General features: G+C 65.5%; 17 protein-coding genes. 12 read left to right on the forward strand and 5 right to left on the reverse strand.

What is annotated here, in order from left to right; translation table 11 throughout:
* The 7 genes from CW305_RS22980 (at window position 1) to CW305_RS23010 (ending at window position 5,984) form a co-directional block, all read left to right on the forward strand.
* Window positions 1–459 carry an Lrp/AsnC family transcriptional regulator gene (locus CW305_RS22980; protein WP_023446219.1) on the forward strand — a complete coding sequence of 153 codons (459 nt, stop codon included), beginning with the start codon at window positions 1–3 and terminating at the stop codon, window positions 457–459.
* Entirely contained in the window at window positions 456–968 is a 513-nt protein-coding gene (gene ahbB, locus CW305_RS22985) for a siroheme decarboxylase subunit beta (protein WP_014819177.1), read from the forward strand. Before CW305_RS22980 ends, ahbB (CW305_RS22985) begins: the two co-directional genes overlap by 4 nt.
* Window positions 961–1,404: an Lrp/AsnC family transcriptional regulator gene (locus CW305_RS22990; protein WP_014819178.1), complete on the forward strand. Its 444-nt coding sequence runs from the start codon at window positions 961–963 to the stop codon at window positions 1,402–1,404. Before ahbB (CW305_RS22985) ends, CW305_RS22990 begins: the two co-directional genes overlap by 8 nt.
* Window positions 1,379–1,885 carry a siroheme decarboxylase subunit beta gene (ahbB, locus tag CW305_RS22995; RefSeq protein ID WP_014819179.1) on the forward strand — a complete coding sequence of 169 codons (507 nt, stop codon included), beginning with the start codon at window positions 1,379–1,381 and terminating at the stop codon, window positions 1,883–1,885. The genes CW305_RS22990 and ahbB (CW305_RS22995) overlap by 26 nt, the downstream gene beginning before the upstream one ends.
* 268 nt (window positions 1,886–2,153) lie before the next feature.
* Window positions 2,154–2,594: a c-type cytochrome gene (locus CW305_RS23000; RefSeq protein WP_014819180.1), complete on the forward strand. Its 441-nt coding sequence runs from the start codon at window positions 2,154–2,156 to the stop codon at window positions 2,592–2,594.
* A 44-nt stretch (window positions 2,595–2,638) separates the two neighbouring features.
* The gene (locus CW305_RS23005; protein WP_014819181.1) at window positions 2,639–4,060 is read left to right on the forward strand and encodes a cbb3-type cytochrome c oxidase subunit I; all 1,422 of its coding nucleotides are present in this window, start codon (window positions 2,639–2,641) and stop codon (window positions 4,058–4,060) included.
* Between the two features lie 82 nt (window positions 4,061–4,142).
* A complete protein-coding gene (locus tag CW305_RS23010; protein WP_014819182.1) occupies window positions 4,143–5,984 on the forward strand; it encodes a nitric oxide reductase activation protein NorD in 1,842 nt (613 codons plus the stop codon).
* Window positions 5,985–6,181: 197 nt separating this feature from the next.
* Here the strand turns inward: CW305_RS23010 and malE (CW305_RS23015) are convergent, their stop codons facing one another.
* The 3 genes from malE (CW305_RS23015) to CW305_RS23025 form a co-directional block, all read right to left on the reverse strand.
* Window positions 6,182–7,423 carry a maltose/maltodextrin ABC transporter substrate-binding protein MalE gene (gene malE, locus CW305_RS23015; RefSeq protein ID WP_031298088.1) on the reverse strand — a complete coding sequence of 414 codons (1,242 nt, stop codon included), beginning with the start codon at window positions 7,421–7,423 and terminating at the stop codon, window positions 6,182–6,184.
* A 48-nt stretch (window positions 7,424–7,471) separates the two neighbouring features.
* A complete protein-coding gene (locus tag CW305_RS23020) occupies window positions 7,472–8,395 on the reverse strand; it encodes a MalM family protein (protein ID WP_104099097.1) in 924 nt (307 codons plus the stop codon).
* Window positions 8,396–8,517: 122 nt separating this feature from the next.
* Window positions 8,518–9,810, reverse strand: coding sequence for a maltoporin (locus CW305_RS23025; protein ID WP_104099098.1), 1,293 nt, complete (start codon window positions 9,808–9,810; stop codon window positions 8,518–8,520).
* Between the two features lie 386 nt (window positions 9,811–10,196).
* Between CW305_RS23025 and mta the strand changes: the two genes are divergently transcribed.
* The gene (gene mta / locus CW305_RS23035) at window positions 10,197–11,858 is read left to right on the forward strand and encodes a glucan 1,4-alpha-maltotetraohydrolase (RefSeq protein ID WP_104099099.1); all 1,662 of its coding nucleotides are present in this window, start codon (window positions 10,197–10,199) and stop codon (window positions 11,856–11,858) included.
* Between the two features lie 164 nt (window positions 11,859–12,022).
* Here mta and CW305_RS23040 read toward each other — a convergent pair whose 3' ends face one another.
* Both CW305_RS23040 and CW305_RS23045 read right to left on the reverse strand, forming a co-directional pair.
* Window positions 12,023–13,135: a protein kinase family protein gene (locus tag CW305_RS23040; RefSeq protein WP_090522334.1), complete on the reverse strand. Its 1,113-nt coding sequence runs from the start codon at window positions 13,133–13,135 to the stop codon at window positions 12,023–12,025.
* Entirely contained in the window at window positions 13,132–15,201 is a 2,070-nt protein-coding gene (locus tag CW305_RS23045; protein ID WP_104099100.1) for an alpha-amylase, read from the reverse strand. Before CW305_RS23045 ends, CW305_RS23040 begins: the two co-directional genes overlap by 4 nt.
* Window positions 15,202–15,454: 253 nt before the next feature.
* Here CW305_RS23045 and malE (CW305_RS23050) point away from each other — a divergent pair, with 253 nt between their 5' ends.
* The 4 genes from malE (CW305_RS23050) (at window position 15,455) to malT (ending at window position 22,023) form a co-directional block, all read left to right on the forward strand.
* Window positions 15,455–16,642 (forward strand): maltose/maltodextrin ABC transporter substrate-binding protein MalE, encoded by a 1,188-nt coding sequence (gene malE, locus CW305_RS23050; RefSeq protein WP_104099101.1) that lies wholly within the window; start codon window positions 15,455–15,457, stop codon window positions 16,640–16,642.
* Window positions 16,643–16,709: 67 nt separating this feature from the next.
* The gene (malF, locus tag CW305_RS23055; protein WP_181063937.1) at window positions 16,710–18,275 is read left to right on the forward strand and encodes a maltose ABC transporter permease MalF; all 1,566 of its coding nucleotides are present in this window, start codon (window positions 16,710–16,712) and stop codon (window positions 18,273–18,275) included.
* Window positions 18,276–18,285: 10 nt separating this feature from the next.
* A complete protein-coding gene (gene malG / locus CW305_RS23060) occupies window positions 18,286–19,176 on the forward strand; it encodes a maltose ABC transporter permease MalG (protein WP_104099102.1) in 891 nt (296 codons plus the stop codon).
* A 99-nt stretch (window positions 19,177–19,275) separates the two neighbouring features.
* A complete protein-coding gene (gene malT, locus CW305_RS23065; protein ID WP_104099103.1) occupies window positions 19,276–22,023 on the forward strand; it encodes an HTH-type transcriptional regulator MalT in 2,748 nt (915 codons plus the stop codon).
* Window position 22,024: the final 1 nt, after the last annotated feature.

Genomic DNA, 22,024 nt, shown 5'->3' on the forward strand with positions numbered 1-22,024 from the left:
ATGCACATCGACGCCCTCAGTCGCCGCCTGATCGACCGCTACCAGCACGGCATGCCGCTGTGCGCCGAGCCCTACCGTGCCATGGCCGACGAGCTTGGCTGCAGCGAGGAGGAGGTGCTCGCCTGTCTCGAACAACTGCACGAGGGCGGTGGCCTGTCGCGCATCGGGCCGGTGTTCGAGCACAGCCGTGCCGGCGCCAGCACCCTGGTCGCGCTGGCCGTACCCGCGGCGCGGCTGGAGCAGGTCGCGGCGCGCATCAATGCGTTTCCCGAGGTCAACCACAACTACCTGCGCGAGCACCGCTACAACCTCTGGTTCGTGCTGACCGGGCCGGATCGGCCACACATCGACCGGCTGCTGGCCGAAATCGAGGCCGACACCGGGCTGACCCCCCTCGACCTGCCGATGCAGCAGGCCTTTCGCATCGACCTCGGCTTCCCGCTGGGAGATCCATCATGACCGGTTGTCTTAATGACCTGCAGGCGCTGCAGCTGCGCCGCCTGCTCGAGGGCGGCCTGCCGCTGGCCGCGCGGCCTTACCAGCGGCTCGCCGAACAGATCGGCAGCGTCGAGGAGCGGGTGCTGGAGCAGATTCAACGCTGGCAGGAAGAAGGCCTGTTCCGCCGCTTCGGCCTGGTGCTCAAGCACCGCGCGCTGGGCTTTCGCGCCAACGCCATGCTGGTGATGGACATCCCCGACGCGCAGGTCGACGAAGTCGGGCGACGTCTTGGCCAGGCTGCCGGAGTCAATCTCTGTTACCAGCGCCCGCGGCGTCTGCCGCAGTGGCCCTACAACCTGTTCTGCATGGTCCATGGCCGCGAGCGCGAGCAGGTCTGCCAGCTGATCGAGCGCCTGCTGGCGGACAACGGTCTGAGCGATGTACCGCATCAGCTGCTGTTCAGCACGCGGGCCTTCAAGCAGTGCGGTGGCCGTTTTGCACCGCCGCTGCTCGAGGTCGCCAATGGATGAATTCGACCGGCTGTTGATCAATCGTTTGCAGCATGGCCTGCCGCTGGTGCGCCACCCCTGGGAAGCGCTGGCTGAAGAGCTGGGCAGCACGTCCGAGGCCCTGCGCGAGCGGGTCCAGGCATTGCTCGACGACGGCACGCTGACCCGCTTCGGGCCGATGTTCGACATCGACCGGCTTGGCGGCGCCTTTACCCTGGCCGCGCTGTCGGTGCCGGAGGCGCGGTTCGACGAGGTTGCCGCGCAGCTGGAGGCGATGCCCGAAGTGGCACACAACTACCGCCGCGAACACCGCTGGAACATGTGGTTCGTGCTCGGTTGCGAGACCCCGCAGGGCATCGCCGAGAGCATCGCCCGCATTGAGGCCGATACCGGCCTGGCGGTGCTGAATCTGCCGAAAGAGGAAACCTTCCATGTCGGTTTGCACTTCCCCGTCTGACGATGGCCTGACCCGCCGCCTGATCGAACTGACTGAGGCCGGGCTGCCGCTGGTGGCCGATCCCTGGGCCTGGCTCGCCGGGGAGCTGGGCATCGACGTCGACGCCACCCTGGCGCTGCTGCAGCGGCTGCAGGCGGACGGCGCGATCCGGCGTATCGCGGCGATACCCAACCACTACCGCCTCGGCTATCGGCACAACGGCATGACCGTGTGGGACGTCGACGATGCCGAGATCGCGCGACTGGGCGCGCTGATCGGTGCCCAGCCTTTCGTCAGTCACTGCTATCGCCGACCACGGCAGGAGGGCTGGCCATACAACCTGTTCGCCATGGTGCATGGGCGTGATGCCAGTGATATCGAGGCCTACCGCAACCAGATTCGTGCGCTGCTGGGCAACGCCTGCCGGGCCAACGAGATGCTGGTGTCCAGCCGCATTCTGAAGAAGACCGGCCTGCGCCTGGCGACTCAACGCCGCGCCTGACTCTCGGCCTGCCGGCGCCCATCAGGGTGTCGGCAGTGCCTGCGTGCGATCGCCGCGCGGGCCACTCATATAGCCACGGTCACCCCGCCGAAAATGCAGGCCAGTGACCCGCAGCGCGCCGCAGCCTCCGTGGCGTCTGGCTTTGCGCCCCTCCGGCAGGGTCTCCAGAAAGCCCTACTGCCACGTTCAGGTTTTTCTTGATTGCCATCAAGCAGGTTTCGATAGCCCCCTTCTTAAACTGGCCACGCCAAGCCATGAGGAGGCGACCATGTCCGAGACCTTCACCAAGGGTATGGCCAGGAATATCTACTTCGGAGGAAGCGTGTTCTTCTTCCTGGTGTTCCTCGGTCTTACCTACCACACAGAGCAGACTTTCCCCGAACGCACGAACGAATCGGAAATGACCGAAGCGGTAGTACGCGGCAAGGCAGTCTGGGAAAACAACAACTGCATCGGCTGCCACAGCCTGCTCGGTGAAGGCGCCTACTTCGCGCCGGAGTTGGGCAACGTGTTCGTCCGTCGTGGTGGTGAAGAGGCCTTCAAGCCCTTCCTGCACGCCTGGATGAAGGCCCAGCCACTCGGCGCCCCCGGTCGTCGTGCGATGCCCCAGTTCAATCTGACCGAACAGCAAGTTGACGATATGGCGGAGTTCCTCAAGTGGACTTCGAAGATCGATACCAACAACTGGCCGCCAAACAGGGAGGGTTGATTGATGGACGTCTTTGTTTCCGATTTCACTGGAGGGGCCACGAGATGAGCATCATCAATCCGCATCTCAAATTCCAATCGCAGGCCGTTGCCAAACCCTACTTCGTGTTTGCACTGATCCTGTTCGTCGGTCAGATCCTGTTCGGTCTGATCATGGGGCTGCAGTACGTCATCGGTGACTTCCTGTTCCCGCTGCTGCCCTTCAACGTGGCACGGATGGTTCACACCAACCTGCTGATCGTCTGGTTGCTGTTCGGCTTCATGGGTGCGGCCTACTACCTCATTCCCGAGGAAGCGGACCGCGAACTGCACAGTCCGAAACTGGCCATCATCCTGTTCTGGGTGTTCGCCGCGGCCGGCGTGCTGACCATTCTCGGTTATCTCTTCGTGCCCTATGCCGGGCTGGCGGAAATGACCAAGAACGAACTGCTGCCGACCATGGGACGCGAGTTCCTCGAGCAGCCGACGATCACCAAGATCGGCATCGTGGTGGTGGCCCTGGGCTTCCTCTACAACGTCGGCATGACCATGCTCAAGGGTCGCAAGACCGTGGTCAGCACGGTGATGATGACCGGCCTGATCGGCCTCGCGGTGTTCTTCCTGTTCTCCTTCTACAACCCCGAGAACCTGGCACGCGACAAGTACTACTGGTGGTTCGTCGTGCACCTGTGGGTGGAAGGCGTGTGGGAACTGATCATGGGTTCGATGCTGGCCTTCGTCCTGATCAAGATCACCGGCGTGGACCGCGAAGTGGTCGAGAAGTGGCTGTACGTGATCATCGCCATGGCTCTGATCACCGGCATCATCGGTACGGGTCACCACTTCTTCTGGATCGGCGCACCGACCGTGTGGCTGTGGCTGGGCTCGATCTTCTCCGCCCTGGAACCGCTGCCGTTCTTCGCCATGGTGCTGTTCTCGCTGAACATGGTTAACCGTCGTCGCCGCGAGCATCCGAACAAGGCCGCTTCGCTGTGGGCCATCGGCACCACCGTGACTGCCTTCCTCGGTGCCGGCGTGTGGGGCTTCCTGCACACCCTGGCTCCGGTGAACTACTACACCCACGGTTCGCAGCTGACTGCCGCACACGGCCACCTGGCCTTCTACGGTGCCTACGCGATGATCGTGATGACCATGATCAGCTACGCCATGCCGCGTCTGCGTGGCCTGGGCGAAGCACCGGATGCACGTGCTCAGCGCATCGAAGTCTGGGGCTTCTGGCTGATGACCATCTCCATGGTCGCGATCACCCTGTTCCTCACCGCAGCAGGCGTGGTGCAGGTGTGGCTGCAGCGGATCCCTGCCGATGGCGCTGCCATGTCGTTCATGAACACCGCTGACCAGCTGGCCATCTTCTTCTGGCTGCGCCTGATCGCCGGGGTGTTCTTCCTGATCGGCCTGGTCTGCTACCTGTACAGCTTCCGCCAGCGCGGTCGGGTACCGGTCGTAGCAGCTGCCGCCGCGGCCTGAGACAAGTCGCAATGAGGATCGACGGCCCGACTGGTAACAGCGGGCCGTTTTGCTTTTTCAGTGCCTGCACGGAGTAACCGCCATGGCCTTTACCATCGAAGTGGAAGAGTGGGTCGGTAGTGTCTGGCACCGCTTCATCACCCGTCGCGCCAACCCGGATTTTCCGGAAGCACGGGTCGAGCTCGAGAGCATGCAGCGGCCGCTGTCGCTGCTGTTCCGCGCCATGGGTGGCGCCAGCGGGGTCGGCGTAGAAGCCGCCAGCGCGCGTGATCTGCTGCTCAGGCGCAACCTGCTGCAACAGGTCGCCGGGACCTGCAAGCAACTGCCGGTGGCCTGGTGCGACGCCAGCAACCTGCGGCTGCCGCAAAGCCTGGCGGTCTATCCGGAAGTCTCGCTGAACCAGGATCTGTATCGCTGGCTGGCGCTGCTCGCCGCGCAGGCCGGGCCGATGCGCCACTGGGCGCGCGACAACCAGCGCTGGACGCAGGCAATCCTTGAACATTTTCCGGCCATGCGCCCGCGCTATCAGCGTCTGGTCGAAGCCCATCTGCAGCTGCGCCCGGACCCGAGCCAGCTGCCCAAGGCCGAGGCCGCGCTGGAAGCGGCGCTGTGCCAGGCCCTGCGCGAGCCGGGCAGTGTCAGCCAGTTTCCACGCAGCGAGCGCGCGCCCTGGCCGCTGCCGCTGTGGCTGTATCCGGCCGACAATCTTGGTGAACCCCAGGCCGCCCAGCGCGCCGAAGAGGGCGAGGGCAATCTGGAAACCCCGCCCGGCGGCGAATCGCGTCAGCGCAAGCGCGCACGGCGAGTGGACGAGAGCTCCAGCAAGGGTGGCCTGTTGTTGTTCCGGCTGGAGAACCTGTTCAGCTGGTCCGAGCACATCGAACTGGATCGCTGCGGCGACGACACCGAAGACCTCGACGCGGCCCGCGTCGCCGAGGATCTCGACGAGCTTGCGCTGTCCCGTCAGCGCATGCGCCAGGGCGGCGGCCTCAAGCTCGATCTGGACCTGCCGGCCGCGGATTTTGACGATGTGCCGTTGGGTGAAGGCATCAAGCTGCCCGAGTGGGACTATCGCAAGCAGTGCCTGCAGAAGGATTTCGTCAACCTGCAGCTGATGCTGCCCCGCGGCGCCGAGGCCAAGCCGTTGCCGCTGCACCTGTCGCCGCTGGCGCGGCGTTTGCGTCGGCAGTTCGAACACCTGCGCAACGACCGCCAGTGGCTGCGCCAGCAACCCCAGGGCTCGGAGCTGGACATGCAGGCCTGGCTCGATTTTCACGTCGAGCGGCAGAACGGCCAGTGTGCCGAACGTGGCCTGTTTATGGAACAACGGCAGAATCGCCGCGACCTGGCCTGCCTGCTGCTGGCCGACCTGTCCATGTCCACCGACGCGCACCTGGACAACGAGCACCGCGTGATCGATGTGGTCATCGACAGCCTGCTGCTGTTCGGCGAAGCACTGTCGGCGGTTGGCGACCCGTTCGCGCTGTACGGCTTCTCCTCGCTGCGTCGCCAGCAGGTGCGCATGCAGGAGCTGAAGAGCTTCCGCCAGCCCTATGGCGATGAAACCCGCGGCCGTATCCAGGCGCTCAAGCCCGGCTATTACACCCGCATGGGTGCGGCCATCCGCCAGGCCACCGAGCTGCTTGGCAACTGCAAGCAGCGGCGCAAGCTGTTGCTGCTGGTCACCGACGGCAAGCCGAACGATCTGGACCTCTATGAAGGCCGTTACGGCGTCGAAGATACCCGCCAGGCCGTCATGGAAGCGCGCAAGCAGGGTCTGCTGCCGTTCTGCATCACCATCGACCGCGAAGCCGGTGACTATCTGCCGTACATGTTCGGCGCCAACGGCTACACCCTGATCAAGGAGCCGCAACAGCTGCCGTTCCGCCTGCCGCAGCTGTACAAGCAGCTGACCCAGTCGTGATCGCAAAGAGAGATGCACGATGTGCGTCGTATCGGAACGCTGGCGCCGTAGCGGATGATCATCGCCTTCGCGAAGCGTATCGCCGCTCGGCCGGTCTGCAGCCCTACTGCAGCGAGGGCTGATGGGGTTGAGCGAACTTGGGGCGGCTAATCGAGCCTCGCCCCGTGCGCAAACCATCCTCCAACATTGGCCATGCGTTATTTCTGCTCGGCCACATCAGGGCTCAAGGGGTAGTGGCGGCGGCGCCATGACTGCATCTGAGCTCCCTTTGCCAGTCGTTCAGCAATATGGGTAAGGGTTTCCGCAATGGGTTTTTGACCGTTGAGCATCGGCTCCATCCGCGGCGTGACCAGCGCCCAGAAGCGCTTCATCTCTGGGATGTCCGGCATGATTTCGCCCGCCTGTGCCGAGGCATACGTGTGCGCTATCAGCGGGTCGTGACGCAGACGCTCCATCAGCGCCAGGTTGGCCACTGCGCCCAGAGGCTTTTCTGCGTGGATCCGCGCCAGGCCATCAGGGCTGGTCAGGTAGTCCTCAATGAAGCGATGGGCCGCGGCCTTGTTCGGGCTGTTGCTGTTGATCGCAGCAGCGAGTACGCCAACAAACGGCTTGCCTTTGCGTGCTGGGTCGGCGGTGGGAATGTCGGCGATGCCGAAGCGGATATCGGCCTGACGTACTTCGTTCCAGGCCCAGGGGCCGTTGATGATCATCGCCGTACGTCCCGCCTTGAAGCCCTCCATCATGCTCTGGTAAGTAGCGCCGGAGTCCAGGGTCTGGTTGTCGAGCAAGCGCTTGATCGACTCCATGCCCTCGATGGCGCCGGGGGTGTTCAGGCCGATGTCAGAAAGGTCGTAGATGCCGTTCGTTTTCTTCAGGCTGTAGCCGCCGCTGCCGGCGATGATCGGCCAGGAGAAGTAGAGGTTGCGGTAGTCCCATTCGATGGCGCGCTTGCCCTCGGCACGTAGTCTCCGGTCCAGCGCCTCGACCTCCGCCAGGCTGCTGGGTGGCTCGGGCACAAGGTCGCGGTTATAGATCAGGCCGACCACCTCGGTCGCCAGCGGATAACCGTAGTAATGATTGCCGACGGTCATCGCTTCCCAGGCGAAGGCTGGTGCACGCGCCAGGGCTTCCGGACTGGGGGTGACCGGCGCGAGCAGGCCATTGTTGATCCAGGAACCAAAACGATCATGGGCAAAGATGACGATGTCCGGCCCCTTGCTGGTCGTCGCCAGCCGGTCGAACTGGACGGCGAGATCCTCGGGGGTGGCGACGGTGACTGGAATGCCGCTGGCTTTGCTGAAGTTCTGGCCGATTTCGCCCAAGGCGTTGTAGCCCTTGTCCTGGTTGATCCAGATCGTCAGGGCATCGCGCTCTAGCGCCAATGCGGGAGTGTTGAGAAGTATGGTCAGGAGGATCAAGGCAGATCTTATAGTTGTCATCGCTGCATCCTGCGTTGTGTCGGGGCGTCCGAGCCGCCCCGTGTGCGGTCACTTAATCTGGATGCGCTCCAGCAGATACCCCTTGGCGCCGCTGTCACCCACTCGCGTCGCTTCGTCGGCCAGACGCAGCGCGCGTTCGAGGTCCTTCTGCGCCAGCGCCGCATCGATCGCCTGGCGGTAGTACGCCGAGGTCTCCGGCAGCACCGTCGTCGCCGGCGCGGCGGGCAGTTCGTTGCCCATCTCCTGGCCGATGCTGTAGCCCGGTACGTAGCCCTTGGCGGTCGAGCCGGCGGCGCTGTCGGGGATCATCACCAGCCGGATCACGCCTACTGGCGAGTGCTTCGCCATCGGGTCGGGGATGCTCGGCGGCTCGTTGCCCAGCGCCTTGGCGTAGGCCTTGGCCGGATGCTGCAGCACGGTCTGGCCGGCCATCTGCGCGTCGCTGGTGTAGAGGATCAGGTAGCGCTCGTTGCCCGGATGATCGGGCTGCGAGCGGTCGATGCGCAGGCGCGCGTCGAGGCTGTCGCCCTTGAGCCCGGTCGGCGGTACATAGGCGAAGTCGTCACCATCCAGCAGGCGGGTCGGACGCATGCGGCTGTCGAGCAGCATGGCGTTGGGCGCCAGCACGCTGCTGCCGGCCTGGCTGTAGAGGCGGATCTCGAATGATGGACCGCCAGCTGGCAGCGTGAAGGCGCGCAAGAAGCTCTTGCCGGTTTCGAAGTTGTAGGCCGGCGCCTGTGTGTTGATCAGCACGTCGCCGGTGAAACCGGCCTCGAGTGGCTGGAAGGGCAGCTGGTCGATACTGCTGCAGCAGGTCGGTGCGGCGGCCAGCGCATCACGCGCCTGCTCGACCGAATGTTGCAGCGGCGCCGGGGTGGCAGTGAGGGCGTCGACCCGGCGCAACGGCTCGCTGCTGCAGCCGGCAACCGTCAGGGCGGCTAGCCCGGCGGCAAGAAATAACATCCGATGCATGGTGGTTCTCCGAACAAAAAATGCCCCGACCTGCCAGCGTCGGGGCAAAGGCACCGTCTGGACGGTGGGAGCGGAAGGGGAGCCGTCGCGGTCGGTCCGCGACGGCACTTAAACGTTGCGGCTTACCACCAGGCTTCGGCCTGCACGCCGAAGGTCAGGCCGTCGTCGTCGCCGGCATCAATGGACTCGCTGGCCGCCTGGTAACGGCCGCCGTCCCATTTGGCGTAGGTGGCGAACACGCGGATCTGCGGGCGCGCCCAGAAGCTGTTGCCGGCCGACCACTGCTGGGCCAGGGTGAGCTTCTTCAGGTCGCGGGTGCTTTCGCCGTCGGCCTGCGGATCGACCCGGTCGTAACCGAACTCCAGCGCGGTGCTCATCACGTCGCTCCACTTGTACACCGGGCGCACGCCGAAGCTGGCCCAGGTCTGCCCGGAGTCGTTGTCGAAGTCGCGGTCCTCGTAGATCTGCACGTACATCATCTCGATGTTGTCGCTCAGGCCCACCACGCCCTGGTTGACCAGGCGGAACATCTTGCCGTCGCTGTTACCGGTGCTGTTGCGCCCGCTGCTGCCGATGATGCCGTCGGTGCCGTATTGCAGGGCGAGCTTGTTGTAGCCGCCGAACCAGTCGCTCTGGGTGTGCTCAAGGGTGACCAGATGACCTTTCTGGTCCTCGTAGCCGGGGTCGCGTTCTTGCTCGTCGGTGAGGTTGGCCTTGCCGTAGTCGTAGCCGATTTCCAGCTTGCCGCCCGGGTTGACGTCGATCTCGGCGAGGCGGAAGTCGAGGGTGTCGTTGGCCAGGTTGGTGCCGGTGCCCGAGCCCTGATAGACCCAGTCGCCGTCAGTGTTGCGGATCCACGCCACGCTGGCCTTGGCGAAGCCCAGGTCGATGTCCTCGATACCGGCGCCGGGGCCGGAGACATCCCAGTAGTAGTAGTCGTTGATGTGCACGTCGTGGCGCTTGTAGTAGCGCTTGCCGGCCCAGATCGCCGCGCCCGGCAGGCTCGGGATGAGGTTCTTGCCGACCACGTTGAACTGGCGGATGGAGGTGGTGCCGGCCTCGTCAAAGGGGTTGTTCTCGCCGCCGTCGGTATCGGTGCCGCCGGCTTCCCAGTCGTTACCCTGGTCGGAGCGGTAGGCGATCATGCTGTCGACGTAGAAGCTGCGGTTGCCTTCGCTCCACACCTCCTGGCCGAGGCCGATCTCGGCGTAGGTTTCGCATTCGTTGCCCAGACGATATTTCGCCGGAGCGCCGGCGGCCTGGAAACAGGCCTGGTCGCCGCCGCCCGCCGTGGCGCCGACGCCCGAGCGCAGGTAACCGTGGAAGTCGACCGCCAGGGCCGGGCCGCTGACCAGCAGGGCGGCGAGCAGGCAGGCGGGTTTGCGGGCAAAGCTTGGGTGCGCGGTGTGCTTCATGACGAGGTCCTTGTTTTTCTTGTTAATGCCGAATCGATCACGCCGTCGCTGCCAGCCAGGGGCGGCGCAGCTCGGTGGCAGAAGCCTCGGGGATAGGGCCAGGGGCAGCATCCTCCCGGCAGCGGATTTCGTTGGCGCAGGGTGAGGGCGTACCAGGGATGAGAACGGCGTAATCCCCGGGGCGGGATGAGACGAGAGGGGCGCAGATGATTGCCAGGGGCCTTCCGCCTGGCCACTACGCCGCCTGCAACGGGGCGGGGGAGGTTGGTGACGGGGACTTGCAGGGGCAGCCTGCGGGTGCCGGTCGAAGACCCGGCCGGCGTTCATCCTCATCTGGCGGCCCTGCCGTCGGATACCCGAACAAGCACAAGAACCGGAGTTTTGCGATGAGCCATATCCTGCGTGCCGCCGTATTGGCGGCGATCCTGCTGCCGCTGCCGCTGCAGTCAATGGCCGACCAGGCCGGCAAGAGCCCCAACGCCGTGCGCTACCACGGCGGCGACGAAATCATCCTCCAGGGCTTTCATTGGAACGTCGTCCGCGAAGCGCCCAACGACTGGTACAACATCCTCCGTCAGCAGGCCTCGACCATCGCCGCCGACGGCTTCTCGGCAATCTGGATGCCGGTGCCCTGGCGTGACTTCTCCAGCTGGAGCGACGGTAGCAAGTCCGGCGGCGGTGAGGGCTATTTCTGGCACGACTTCAACAAGAACGGCCGCTACGGCAGCGACGCCCAGCTGCGCCAGGCCGCCGGCGCGCTGGGCGGTGCCGGGGTGAAGGTGCTCTACGACGTGGTGCCCAATCACATGAACCGCGGCTACCCGGACAAGGAAATCAACCTGCCGGCCGGCCAGGGCTTCTGGCGCAACGACTGCGCCGACCCGGGCAACTACCCCAATGACTGCGACGACGGTGATCGTTTCATCGGCGGCGATGCGGACCTCAATACCGGCCATCCGCAGGTCTATGGCATGTTCCGCGACGAATTCGCCAACCTGCGCAGCGGGTACGGTGCCGGCGGTTTCCGTTTCGACTTCGTCCGCGGCTACGCGCCGGAGCGGGTCGACAGCTGGATGGCCGACAGCGCCGACAACAGCTTCTGCGTCGGCGAACTGTGGAAAGGCCCGTCTGAATACCCGGGCTGGGACTGGCGCAACACCGCCAGCTGGCAGCAGATCATCAAGGACTGGTCCGATCGCGCCAAGTGCCCGGTGTTCGACTTCGCCCTCAAAGAGCGCATGCAGAACGGCTCGATCGCCGACTGGAAGAACGGTCTGAATGGCAACCCGGACCCGCGCTGGCGCGAGGTGGCGGTGACCTTCGTCGACAACCACGACACCGGCTACTCGCCCGGGCAGAACGGCGGGCAGCACCACTGGGCGCTGCAGGACGGGCTGATCCGCCAGGCCTACGCCTACATCCTCACCAGCCCCGGCACGCCGGTGGTGTACTGGTCGCACATGTACGATTGGGGCTACGGCGACTTTATCCGCCAGCTGATTCAGGTGCGCCGCACCGCGGGTGTGCGTGCCGATTCGGCGATCAGCTTCCACAGCGGTTACAGCGGCCTGGTCGCCACCGTGGCCGGTACCCAGCAGACACTGGTAGTGGCACTCAACTCCGACCTCGGTAATCCCGGGCAGGTCGCCAGCGGCAGCTTCAGCGAAGCAGTCAATGCCAGCAATGGCCAGGTGCGGGTCTGGCGCAGCGGCACGGGCGATGGTGGCGGGGATGACGGTGGCGAGGGTGGACTGGTCAGTGTGAATTTCCGTTGCGATAACGGCGTGACGCAGATGGGCGACAGCGTCTACGCGGTGGGCAACGTCAGCCAGCTCGGCAACTGGAGCCCGGCCTCCGCGGTACGGCTGACCGACACCAGCAGCTATCCGACCTGGAAGGGCAGCATCGCCCTGCCTGACGGTCAGAACGTGGAATGGAAGTGCCTGATCCGCAACGAGGCGGACGCGACGCTGGTGCGGCAATGGCAGGGCGGGGTCAACAACAGCGTGACGCCCAGTGAAGGTGCCACTACGGCCGGGCGGTTTTAGTCTCAAACGGTAGCGACGGCCCGCCTCGCCGATGTGAGGCGGGTCTTTTTGTTGACCTCGTTACGGTGGTTCAGTCGAGATCAATGCGCCGGGCCGGCCGCTCCAGCTTGGGTGGGCTTCAGCCCACCCAAGCAGCGCTTCGGCCAGGCCCGCGCCACTCAAGACTATCCAGCATTCTGCGTATCGCCCAGCTGCCAGCGAATCGCCAGGGCTTCGGCCTGGCGCAGCTCATCGAGAAGGGCATCGCGGCCGGGGTTTCGTTCGTTGCCCAGCGCACCGCTGGCGAGCAGCTCGGCATGTTGGGTGGTGGCTTTATCCCGGAGCCAGGCCAGGCGCTGCAGGGTCAGTGGCGTGCAGCTCTGTCCGCTGAGGTCGTCCTTCACGTCCAGCCAGTGCGAGCGCCAGGCTTCCTGCAGGTACAGCCCGCCCAGATCGCCAGCCAGCGCGTTGCGCCAGCGACGCATCAGGCCGCTCAGCCAGTCCAATACCGTTTCGCTTGCGCCGCGGCCAGTCAGCTCTCGATGCAACCGCTGGTAGGCATCCAGCGCGATGCGTTTCTCCAGCTCGAAATCGGCCAGTGCCCATGTCTCGCTTTGCTGCTCCATACGCAGCAGGCAGGCAAACATCTGCCGTGTCTCGAAACGTTCGGCGGGATGAAAGCCAGGCGAGGCCAGGCCGTCGCTGTTGTACTGACGCAGCGGGTCGAAGGGGTAGAGGTAGCCGAAATCGAACAGGCGGATGCGGCCATCGTCCAGAGTGTTGCCCGGCGCCAGATCCCACTCGAACAGGCCAGCCAGCACCAAGACGATCAGCAGGTCGAACAGCTCGACGAGCTGGCGCTCGTCCCAGCGCTCGATGCGCTCGCCCTCGACCCAGGGCGACAACACGATGCCCTGCTGCAGCGAGGCGTACTGCGTCGGCACGATGCCGGCCAGGCGTTCGGCCTGCTCCGGCGTGCGCATCAGCCGGGCAAGGTCGCGGCGGCGCTGCAGCTCGTTGAGAAAGCTCGTCTGGCCATCGGGGTTCTGCACACGACAGGGCCGCCGGGCGACCTTCAGCGCCCAGTCGTGGCCGGCCAGCTCCACGCGGTAGACGCGCGCAGTCAGACCGTCGTCGAGGCAGGCACGCACCCAGGGCTCGTCGCCGCGCACCGCCGCCAGCTGTTCCGGCGGCAACGGGCAATCCTCGGCGCGGCCCAGGCGAAACTCGGTGCCGCTGGCGAGAAAGGCCAGCTGGGCCTGACGCCGCGCCGCTGCGGTCAGCGAGGCGGCACTCATCGGGCCTGCACCACGATGACCTTGTCCTCGCCCAGTTCACGAGCGAAGGCATAAGGCTGGCCGGGCGAAAGCAGTCGATGTTCACCCGCGCCGATCGCCGGATGGCGCGCACGGAACCGGCCGATTCGCTGCCAGTGCTCGATCAGTGCGGCAACTTCGGGGCGTTCGTGCTCGGCCCAGTTCATCGGGCTGCGCGTGCCCTGATACGGGTCCGAACCGCTGGCACCGAAGGTGCGGGCGCTTTCGTCGCCGTAATAGATCTGCACCGCGCCGGGCGCCAGCAGCAGGGCGGCGGCGAGGCCGCGCTGGCGGGTCAGGTCGCCCTTGGCCAGCTGATTGAACAGCGCCGTGTCGTGGGACGAGGCGTAGCTCAGTAGGTTGTGGCTGGGCGTCTCGGCCAGGCGCCGGGCATAGTCGGCGTAGCTGGGTTCGGCGGCCGCGAGGCAATCGCTGGCGGCCACGGCCTGTTCCTGGAAGTCGAAGTTGATCAGCGCGTCGAAGCCCTGGTTCAGGTAGTCGCTGGCCTGCGGTCCATGGCCAAACACTTCGCCGACCATCCAGAACGGCTCGTCGGCCATGGGATCGTCCGGGTTGGCGCGGGCCCAGTCGGCGCGGGCGCGCTCGGCAGCGGCGCGCAATTCGGCCCAGGTCGATGGCTCGACATGCTTGACGGTGTCGGCACGGAAACCATCAACACCGTATTCGCGGACCCAGAGTGTCAGCCATTCGATCAGGTAGTCGCGCACGCGATAGCCCTCGCGCGGCTCGGCACGGGTCTGCGCCTTGCGCGCGAGAAACTCGGGCAGCGCGACGACCGCCTCGGATTCGGTACGGAAATCCGGCAGAAAGGCCAGCGAGCCCTTGAGCGGATCGACCGTGCTACTGGGCGGTGTGTCGTAATCGGCGATGCCCGCCCGCACCCAGTCGCGGCCCCACCAGGCGGCCCAGCTCGGATGCTCGTAGTCCACCAGGTTGTGGTAGGCGTGCAGATTCTCGTGCGGCTCCGGCTGCCAGGTGCTCCATTGCTCGGGTAGGTACTCGGCCATGCCGTCGCGCAGGGCGCCGAAGCCCTGTTGCTGCATGTCCTGCAGGGTCGAATAGCCAGGATGGTTCAGCACCACGTCGAACAACACGCGGATGCCGCGGGCATGGGCGGCGCGGATCAGCGCGCGCAGGTCGTCCTCGCTGCCCATGTTGGCGTCGAGCTGGGTGAAATCCAGGGCGTAGTAGCCGTGGTAGCCGTAGTGGCGGAAGTCGCCGCCATCGCCGCCGCCGACCCAGCCGTGGATCTGCTCGTAGGGTGCGCTGATCCACAGCGCATCGACGCCGAGGCTGGCGATATGGTCGAGCCGCTCGGTCAGCCCCTTGAGATCGCCGCCGTGGAAGGTGCCGACCTCCTCGGCGCCATCCGGCTCGCGGCCATAGCTGCGGTCGTTGCCTGGATCGCCATTGGCGAAGCGGTCGGTGAGCACGAAGTAGACGATCGCGTTGCGCCAGTCGCGCAGTGCCGGTTTGGCCGGCTCGGCGGCTTCGAGCAGCAAGAGGCCATCGCTGCCGGCGGCGGGTTGCAATGTCACCTGGCCGTCGCGCACGTCCGCCGTAGCGCCGGATAGCGCATCGCGCAGGGTCTGGCCATCGCGGAACACGTCGCCAACCGCCACGTTCACCGCGCCGCCGTCCCAGACCCGGCAGACCGGCACAGCCGTCTTCGGCTCGGCGGCCTTGATCGGCAGCAGACGCAGCGCCGCTGAGGCGCCGGTCTCGACGATCAAGCGATAGCGTCCGGCCTCGGGCACTTCGTAGCGGTAGGCGCTGTCTTTGCCAAGCGGCTGACGACGGAACGGCGCAAGCGCGGTGTTTTCGACGCCTGCTTGCGGCATCACCAGGTGCAGCCGACCGGGTTCGAGTTCCAGCAGTGTGTCGTAGCGATCGGCTGCCAAGGCGTTCCAGCTCGGTGACAGCGGCTGGTCGTTCAGGCGAACGCTCAGCTCGGGAGCGGCGAGGCCGGACAAGGGCAGGGCGAGGCCGAACAGTAGCGGCAGGGCGGATAACCGGTGGGCGCGCATCAAAATGTGGCTCCATTATGCTTTTTCGCTACATTTGACCGCGCGTTGGCAGCCGGGTATAGGCGTAAACCCCAGACTGATGGCGTATTTTGTGCCGTTGCGACGGCTGATCTACGCCCCGCTTCTACGCCCTCCGCCCCCTCGGGGAGGAGGATGCACATGGCACAGGACGCGCCGAGGATGGAACGACTGCCAGAGCCTCAGGCCGGCAGCAGGTGGAACAACTAATAAGAAGCCACGAGGAAAGCGAAGCATGAACAAGAAATTCTGGTGTATCGCCACCGTCGGCCTGGCGGCCACCTTCAGCCTGCCGCTACCGGCGCTGGCGGCGATCGAGGAAGGCAAGCTGGTCGTCTGGATCAACGGCGACAAGGGCTATAAAGGCCTCGCCGAAGTCGGCAAGAAGTTCACCGCCGAAACCGGCATTCCCGTCGAAGTGGCCCACCCCGACAGCGCCACCGACAAGTTCCAGCAGGCAGCCGCCACCGGCAACGGCCCGGACATCTTTATCTGGGCCCACGACCGCATCGGCGAATGGGCCAAGAGCGGCCTGCTCACTCCCGTCACCCCCAGCGCCGAGACCAAGTCGGGCATCGCCGACTTCTCCTGGCAGGCGGTGACCTACGACAACAAGCTGTGGGGCTATCCGATTTCGGTGGAAACCATCGGCCTGATCTACAACAAGGCGCTGGTGGACACGCCGCCCAAGACCTTCGATGACGTCCTCGCGCTCAACGAGAAGCTCTCCGCTCAGGGCAAGCGCGCCATCCTCTGGGACTACAACAACACCTACTTCACCTGGCCGCTGCTTTCGGCCAAGGGCGGCTACGTGTTCGAGCAGACCGACGGCGGCTACGACGTCAAATCCACCGGGGTGAACAACGCCGGCGCCAAGGCCGGCGCGCAGGTGCTGCGCGATCTGATCGACAAGGGCGTGATGCCCAAGGGCGCGGATTACAGCGTGGCCGAAGCGGCCTTCAACAAGGGTGACTCGGCGATGATGATCAGCGGCCCCTGGGCCTGGTCGAACATCGAGAAAAGCGGCATCGACTTCGGCGTGGCACCGATCCCTGCGGTCGATGGCGAGCCGAGCAAGCCCTTCGTCGGTGTCGCCGCGGCGCTGCTCAATGCGGCCAGCCCGAACAAGGACCTGGCCGTGGAATTCCTCGAGAACTACCTGCTGCAGGTCGAGGGTCTGAAGACGGTGAATGCCGACGTGCCGCTGGGTGCCGTGGCCAATACCGCCTACATGGAAGAGCTGTCTGCCAACCCGCACATCAAGGCGACCTTCGAGAACGCCCAGATGGGCGAGCCGATGCCCAACGTGCCGGAGATGGGGGCGTTCTGGTCTGCTATGGCTGCCGCGCTGACCAACATCTCTTCCGGTCGACAGGATGTCGACGCCGCCCTGGACGATGCCGCCAAGCGCATCACCCGTTGAACCGCTCGCCGGCCGCCTGCACAGGCGCGCCGGCAGACTAAGCTCCGTTCATAAAGGTTCTTCTCCCGTGAATGCCCGTGCCGAGTTGCCCAGCCCTGCCATGACCCGTTCGACTCCCCGGGGCCTGCCCCGCTCCCTGACCACTGGCCTGCGCTGGCTGCTTTGGCTGGCCTTCAACGCGTTCGCGCTGTATCTGGTGGTCGCGCTCTACGTCCAGAAGCAGATGGCCTTCGCTCTGCTCGGGCTGGTGGTCACCGGCATCGCCAGCTATCTGTTCATCAACCGGCGCATGTACGCGCAGCGCTACATCTTCCCGTCGGTGGCGGGCATGCTGGTTTTCGTGATCTTTCCACTGCTCTATACGGTGGGCATCGGCTTCACCAACTACAGTGGCACCAATCTGCTGAGTCAGGCCCAGGTCGAGCAGTATCACCTGAGCCAGACCTACCTCGCCGGCGAGCGCTTCCGCTTCAGTCTGCACCCGAGCCCGGAGGGCGAGCGCCTGCGCATCGACAAGGGCGAGCAGGGCGTGTTCGTCAGCCCGCCGTTGACCGGCGAGCCTGACGCCGAATCGCCGCTGCTCCTGCAGCCGGCCGAAAGCGTCGAGGGGCTGGGCGATGCGCTGGCGTTGCGCGAGGTGATTCAGCGGCGCAAGGCCCTGGAGCAATGGGTGATGCAGGTGCCGGATGGCAGCCTGCTGCGCCTGTACGGATTGCGTGAAGTCGCCGCCGTGCAACCCGTCTATCGTCAGGATGGCCCCGGCGTACTGGTCGACACCCGCAGCGGCGCGCGCTTGACCGCCGATATGGAGCGCGGCTTCTATGTCGACGAGACGGGCAAGGCGGTGCCACCGGGCTTTACCGTGTTCACCGGCTTCGCCAACTTTTCCCGGGTGCTGACCGAACCGAGCATCCGCGAACCTTTCATGCAGATATTCGCCTGGACCTTCGCCTTCGCCGGCCTCACGGTGGTCTTCACCCTCGCGGTCGGTCTGGTGCTGGCCAGCCTGCTGCAATGGGAGCTGGTGCGCGGCAAGGCGTTCTACCGGCTGATGCTGATCCTGCCGTATGCGGTGCCGGCATTCATTTCCATTCTGGTGTTCCGCGGCCTGTTCAACCAGAACTTCGGCGAGATCAACCTGCTGCTCGACAGTCTGTTCGGCATGCGCCCGGACTGGTTCAGCGACCCGGCCCTGGCGCGCACGATGATCCTCATCGTCAATACCTGGCTCGGTTACCCCTACATGCTGCTGCTGTGCATGGGCCTCCTGCAGGCGATCCCGCGGGACCAATACGAGGCTTCGGCCATCGACGGCGCCAGTCCGCTGGACAACCTGCTGCGCATCACCCTGCCGCAACTGATCAAGCCGCTGATGCCGCTGCTGATCGCAAGCTTCGCCTTCAACTTCAACAACTTCGTGCTCATCACCCTGTTGACCCGCGGTGGCCCGGACATCATCGGTGCGACCACCCCGGCCGGCACCACGGACCTGCTGGTGAGCTACACCTACCGCATCGCCTTCCAGGATTCCGGGCAGGACTTTGCCCTGGCCGCGGCGATTGCCACGATGATCTTCCTGCTGGTGGGCGCCATGGCGCTGCTCAACCTCAAACTCTCGAAAGTGAAGGTATAAGGAGACCCACATGGCCATGGTGCAACCCAGATCCGCCCGTTACCGGCTGTGGGCAACCCACGCGGCGCTGCTGGCGTTGGTGGCGGTGATCCTCTTTCCGCTGCTGATGGTGATCTCGATTTCCTTCCGCGAAGGCAACTTCGCCACCGGCAGCCTGTTTCCGGACAATCCGACCCTGGAGCACTGGTCGCTGGCTCTCGGCATCCCCTACACCCATGACGACGGCAGCGTCACCCAGCCGCCATTCCCGGTGCTGTTGTGGCTGTGGAATTCGGTAAAAATCGCCCTGGCCAGCTCGGTGCTGATCCTGCTCCTGTCGACCACCAGCGCCTACGCTTTCGCGCGCATGCGTTTCGGCGGCAAGGCGCCGATCCTGAAGAGCATGCTGATCTTCCAGATGTTCCCGCCGGTGCTCTCGCTGGTGGCCATCTACGCGCTGTTCGACCAGCTCGGCCAGCACGTCAGCTGGCTCGGGGTGAACAGCCACGGCGCGGTGATCGTCGCCTCGCTGGGCGGCATGGCACTGCACATCTGGACCATCAAGGGTTACTTCGAGAGCATCGATGCCTCGCTGGAGGAGGCCGCTATCGTCGATGGCGCGACCACCTGGCAGGCGTTCTTTCATATCCTGCTGCCGATGAGCGTGCCGATCCTGGCGGTGGTGTTCATCCTCGCCTTCATCACCAGCGTCACCGAGTACCCCATCGCCTCGGTGCTGCTGATGGACGTCGACAAACTCACTCTGTCGGTGGGCGCCCAGCAGTACCTGTATCCGCAGAACTATCTGTGGGGCGATTTCGCCGCGGCGGCGGTGCTTTCCGGGATACCCATCACCGGGGTGTTCCTCTACTGCCAGAAGTGGATCGTTGGCGGTCTTACCGCGGGCGGCGTGAAGGGCTGAAGGATGTAGCGAAACAGGGCGCCAGACCGGGGAGCGGACGCCATGCGAGCCGGTGCGCCAGGCCACGACGAGAACAATAACGAGAACAGGGAGCCGTCCATGAATGCCTCGATGCCAGCCTTGCTGCCGCTGATCCCCACCAAGCTGGCGATCCCCGTGCTGCCGCCGGGCCTGCTCGAACGCCCACGACTGGACGAGTGGCAGCTGCGCCTGCCGCAGGTACGCCTGGCCGTACTGCACGCCGCCAGCGGCTTCGGCAAAACCACCCTGGCCGCGCAATGGGCGCGGGCCTTCGATGGCCGCGTCGCCTGGCTGCAGCTGCATGCCAGCGATAACCTGGCGCTGCAGTTCGGCCGCTACCTCACCCAGGCGCTGGACCGCCAGCTCGATGCCGGTTGCCCGCTGTCCGCGGCACTCGCCGAGCAGGGCCAGGTCTCGCTGGATGCGCTGTTCACCCAGCTGCTGGCCGAACTGCCGGGCGAGCACGAGGCAATCCTGATCGTGCTCGACGAATTCGAAGTGCTGCACGAGCGTGAGCTGATCGCCGGGCTGCGCTTCTTCCTGCGGCACATGCCGAGCTGGATGACCCTGCTGGTGTGCAGCCGCCGGCTGCCGGAGCTGGGCGTGGCCGAACTGCGGGTCAAGCATCAGCTGCTGCTGCTCGATGCCCGCCAGCTGGCGTTCGAGGACGACGAGGTGCAGGCCCTGCTGGAACTGGGCGTGCCGGTAAACATCAACCGCGAGCAGGTCGAGCGGCTCAACCGTCGCATCGGTGGCTGGCCCTGCGCACTGCAGCTGGCGCTGCAGGAAGTGCAGACCAGCCGTGGCATGGACCTGTTCCTGGAAAACCTGCTGCTCGGCCACCCGGATATCCGCGACTACATGCGCGAACAGGTGATCGACGGCCTGCCGCAAGACCTGCGCGGCTTTCTCGAGGCGACCTGCCTGCTCGACCGCTTCGATGCGGCGCTGGCCGACCGCCTGACCGAAGCCTGCCACGGCCGCGAGATGCTCGAACGGCTCGAACGCGGCGGCCTGTTCATCCAGCCGCTGGACAGCCTGCGCCGCTGGTACAGCTATCACCCGTTGTTCGCCGTGTTCCTGCAGGGCGAGCTGCGCACCCACCAGCCGCAGCGGGTCAACCAGTTGCATCTGCGCGCCGCCGAGGCGTTGCTGGCCGAGGGCATGCCCGAGGAAGCCGCGCGGCACGCGGTGCAGGCCGGCGACCCGCAGCAGGTCGCGGAAATCCTGCAGCGCCACGGGCGTGCCTTCTATCGTCAGGGGCGTCTCGGGTTGCTGCAGCAGTGCCTGGAAACCCTGCCGGAGCCGGTGATCGCCGGCTCGGCGCTGCTCACTCTCCTGCAGGCCTGGGTGTCACAGAACTCCTACCAGTTCGATCACGTCGAGCGCTGGTTCAAGGCCGCCGAACTGGCCCTGCAGCGCAGCTGCTCGGAGCAGGACTGGGCGCGCATCGTCTGCGAGTTCAACGCAGTGCGCGCGCAGGTGGCAATGAACCAGGGCGACGAGCAGCGCGCCATCGCCCTGGCCCAGGAGGCGCTGACCTGCGAGCCGCTGATCATGCGCACCTCGCGCGTGGCGGCGATGTCCGGCCTGGCCGAGGTGCATTTCGTCCAGGGTGCACTGCCGCAGGCGCAGAAGCAGTACGAGGAAGCCGAACGCCGAGCCCGCGAGATCAACGCCTCGCATCTGGTGGTCTGGAGCCTCGGCCAGCTATCGGAGATCGCCATCGCCCAGGGCCATCTGCAGAAGGCCTACACCCTGCAGGAACGGGCCATCCAGTACATCGAACAGCAGAACCTGCAGGCCACGCCGATCGTCGAGTTCATCTACCGGGTGCGTGGCCAGGTGCTGCTGGAATGGCATCAGCTGGATGCTGCCGAGCAATGCGCGCTGCAGGGCATCCAGATTCTCGACGAACTCGGCGACCAGCGCTGGCGTCTGCAGAGCCACGCACTGCTGGCCGGCGTCGCCTACGCCCGCGGTCAGCAGAGCGCCTGTGCCGACTACATCAGCCAGATGCAGACGATGCTTGCCGACGACCGCTACCACATCGACTGGTTGGCCAATGCCCATGCGGTGATGCTCGCCTACTGGGATTCCAGCCAGGATCGTGAGGCGATTCGCCAATGGCTGATAAGCGCGCCGCCGGTCAGCGCCGGCGCCAACCACTTCTCCCAGCTCAATGCGCGCAACCATGCCCGTGCCCACGTGGCGCTGGGGCAGCTGGACAGCGCGTTGCCGATCCTGCGCCAGTTGCTGACCGATGCCGAGCGCCACGGCCTGGTGATGGATCGCAACCGTAACCACATCCTTCTGGCGCAGCTGCACTGGCTGCGTGAAGAACGCCAGCAGGCGCTGGATCACCTGCAACGGGCCATGACCCTGGCCAGCGGCAGCGGCGCCGTCGGCAGCTTCCTGCGGGTCGGCAAGCCGATCATCGGCATGCTCAAGTGCCTGTTGCACGAGCGCACCCTCGACGAACCGGAAGCCCAGCGCGCCACGCGGCTGATCCAGCTGGCGCAGCAGCAGCGCGACTTCAGCCGCGCCATCCGCATCACCCTCGACGAGGCGGTGATCCAGGACATCATCAATCGCCCCGACGTCCCCGAGCTGATCCGCCGCTCACCGCTGACCCGGCGCGAATGGCAGGTACTGAGCCTGATCCACGCCGGGCAGTCCAACGAGCAGATCGCCGATCACCTCAACGTTGCGCCCACCACCATCAAGACGCACATCCGCAGCCTCTACCAGAAGCTCAACATCACCCACCGCAGCGAAGCGGTGCAGCTGGCGCGCGACCTGTTGAGCAAGATTCAGGGCGACTAGC

It is taken from the genome of Stutzerimonas kunmingensis, from assembly GCF_002929225.1.
Classification (GTDB): Bacteria; Pseudomonadota; Gammaproteobacteria; order Pseudomonadales; family Pseudomonadaceae; genus Stutzerimonas.

What these genes read in the sequence shown, in the direction of transcription:
- CW305_RS23045 (WP_104099100.1), bottom strand. Translation starts at nt 15,201, where the DNA reads ATGCGCGCCCACCGGTTATCCGCCCTGCCGCTACTGTTCGGCCTCGCC.
- CW305_RS23000 (WP_014819180.1), top strand. Translation starts at nt 2,154, where the DNA reads ATGTCCGAGACCTTCACCAAGGGTATGGCCAGGAATATCTACTTCGGA.
- ahbB (WP_014819179.1), top strand. Translation starts at nt 1,379, where the DNA reads ATGTCGGTTTGCACTTCCCCGTCTGACGATGGCCTGACCCGCCGCCTG.
- CW305_RS23025 (WP_104099098.1), bottom strand. Translation starts at nt 9,810, where the DNA reads ATGAAGCACACCGCGCACCCAAGCTTTGCCCGCAAACCCGCCTGCCTG.
- CW305_RS23040 (WP_090522334.1), bottom strand. Translation starts at nt 13,135, where the DNA reads ATGAGTGCCGCCTCGCTGACCGCAGCGGCGCGGCGTCAGGCCCAGCTG.
- CW305_RS23010 (WP_014819182.1), top strand. Translation starts at nt 4,143, where the DNA reads ATGGCCTTTACCATCGAAGTGGAAGAGTGGGTCGGTAGTGTCTGGCAC.
- mta (WP_104099099.1), top strand. Translation starts at nt 10,197, where the DNA reads ATGAGCCATATCCTGCGTGCCGCCGTATTGGCGGCGATCCTGCTGCCG.
- malT (WP_104099103.1), top strand. Translation starts at nt 19,276, where the DNA reads ATGAATGCCTCGATGCCAGCCTTGCTGCCGCTGATCCCCACCAAGCTG.
- malG (WP_104099102.1), top strand. Translation starts at nt 18,286, where the DNA reads ATGGCCATGGTGCAACCCAGATCCGCCCGTTACCGGCTGTGGGCAACC.
- CW305_RS23005 (WP_014819181.1), top strand. Translation starts at nt 2,639, where the DNA reads ATGAGCATCATCAATCCGCATCTCAAATTCCAATCGCAGGCCGTTGCC.
- ahbB (WP_014819177.1), top strand. Translation starts at nt 456, where the DNA reads ATGACCGGTTGTCTTAATGACCTGCAGGCGCTGCAGCTGCGCCGCCTG.
- CW305_RS22980 (WP_023446219.1), top strand. Translation starts at nt 1, where the DNA reads ATGCACATCGACGCCCTCAGTCGCCGCCTGATCGACCGCTACCAGCAC.
- CW305_RS23020 (WP_104099097.1), bottom strand. Translation starts at nt 8,395, where the DNA reads ATGCATCGGATGTTATTTCTTGCCGCCGGGCTAGCCGCCCTGACGGTT.
- malE (WP_031298088.1), bottom strand. Translation starts at nt 7,423, where the DNA reads ATGACAACTATAAGATCTGCCTTGATCCTCCTGACCATACTTCTCAAC.
- CW305_RS22990 (WP_014819178.1), top strand. Translation starts at nt 961, where the DNA reads ATGGATGAATTCGACCGGCTGTTGATCAATCGTTTGCAGCATGGCCTG.
- malE (WP_104099101.1), top strand. Translation starts at nt 15,455, where the DNA reads ATGAACAAGAAATTCTGGTGTATCGCCACCGTCGGCCTGGCGGCCACC.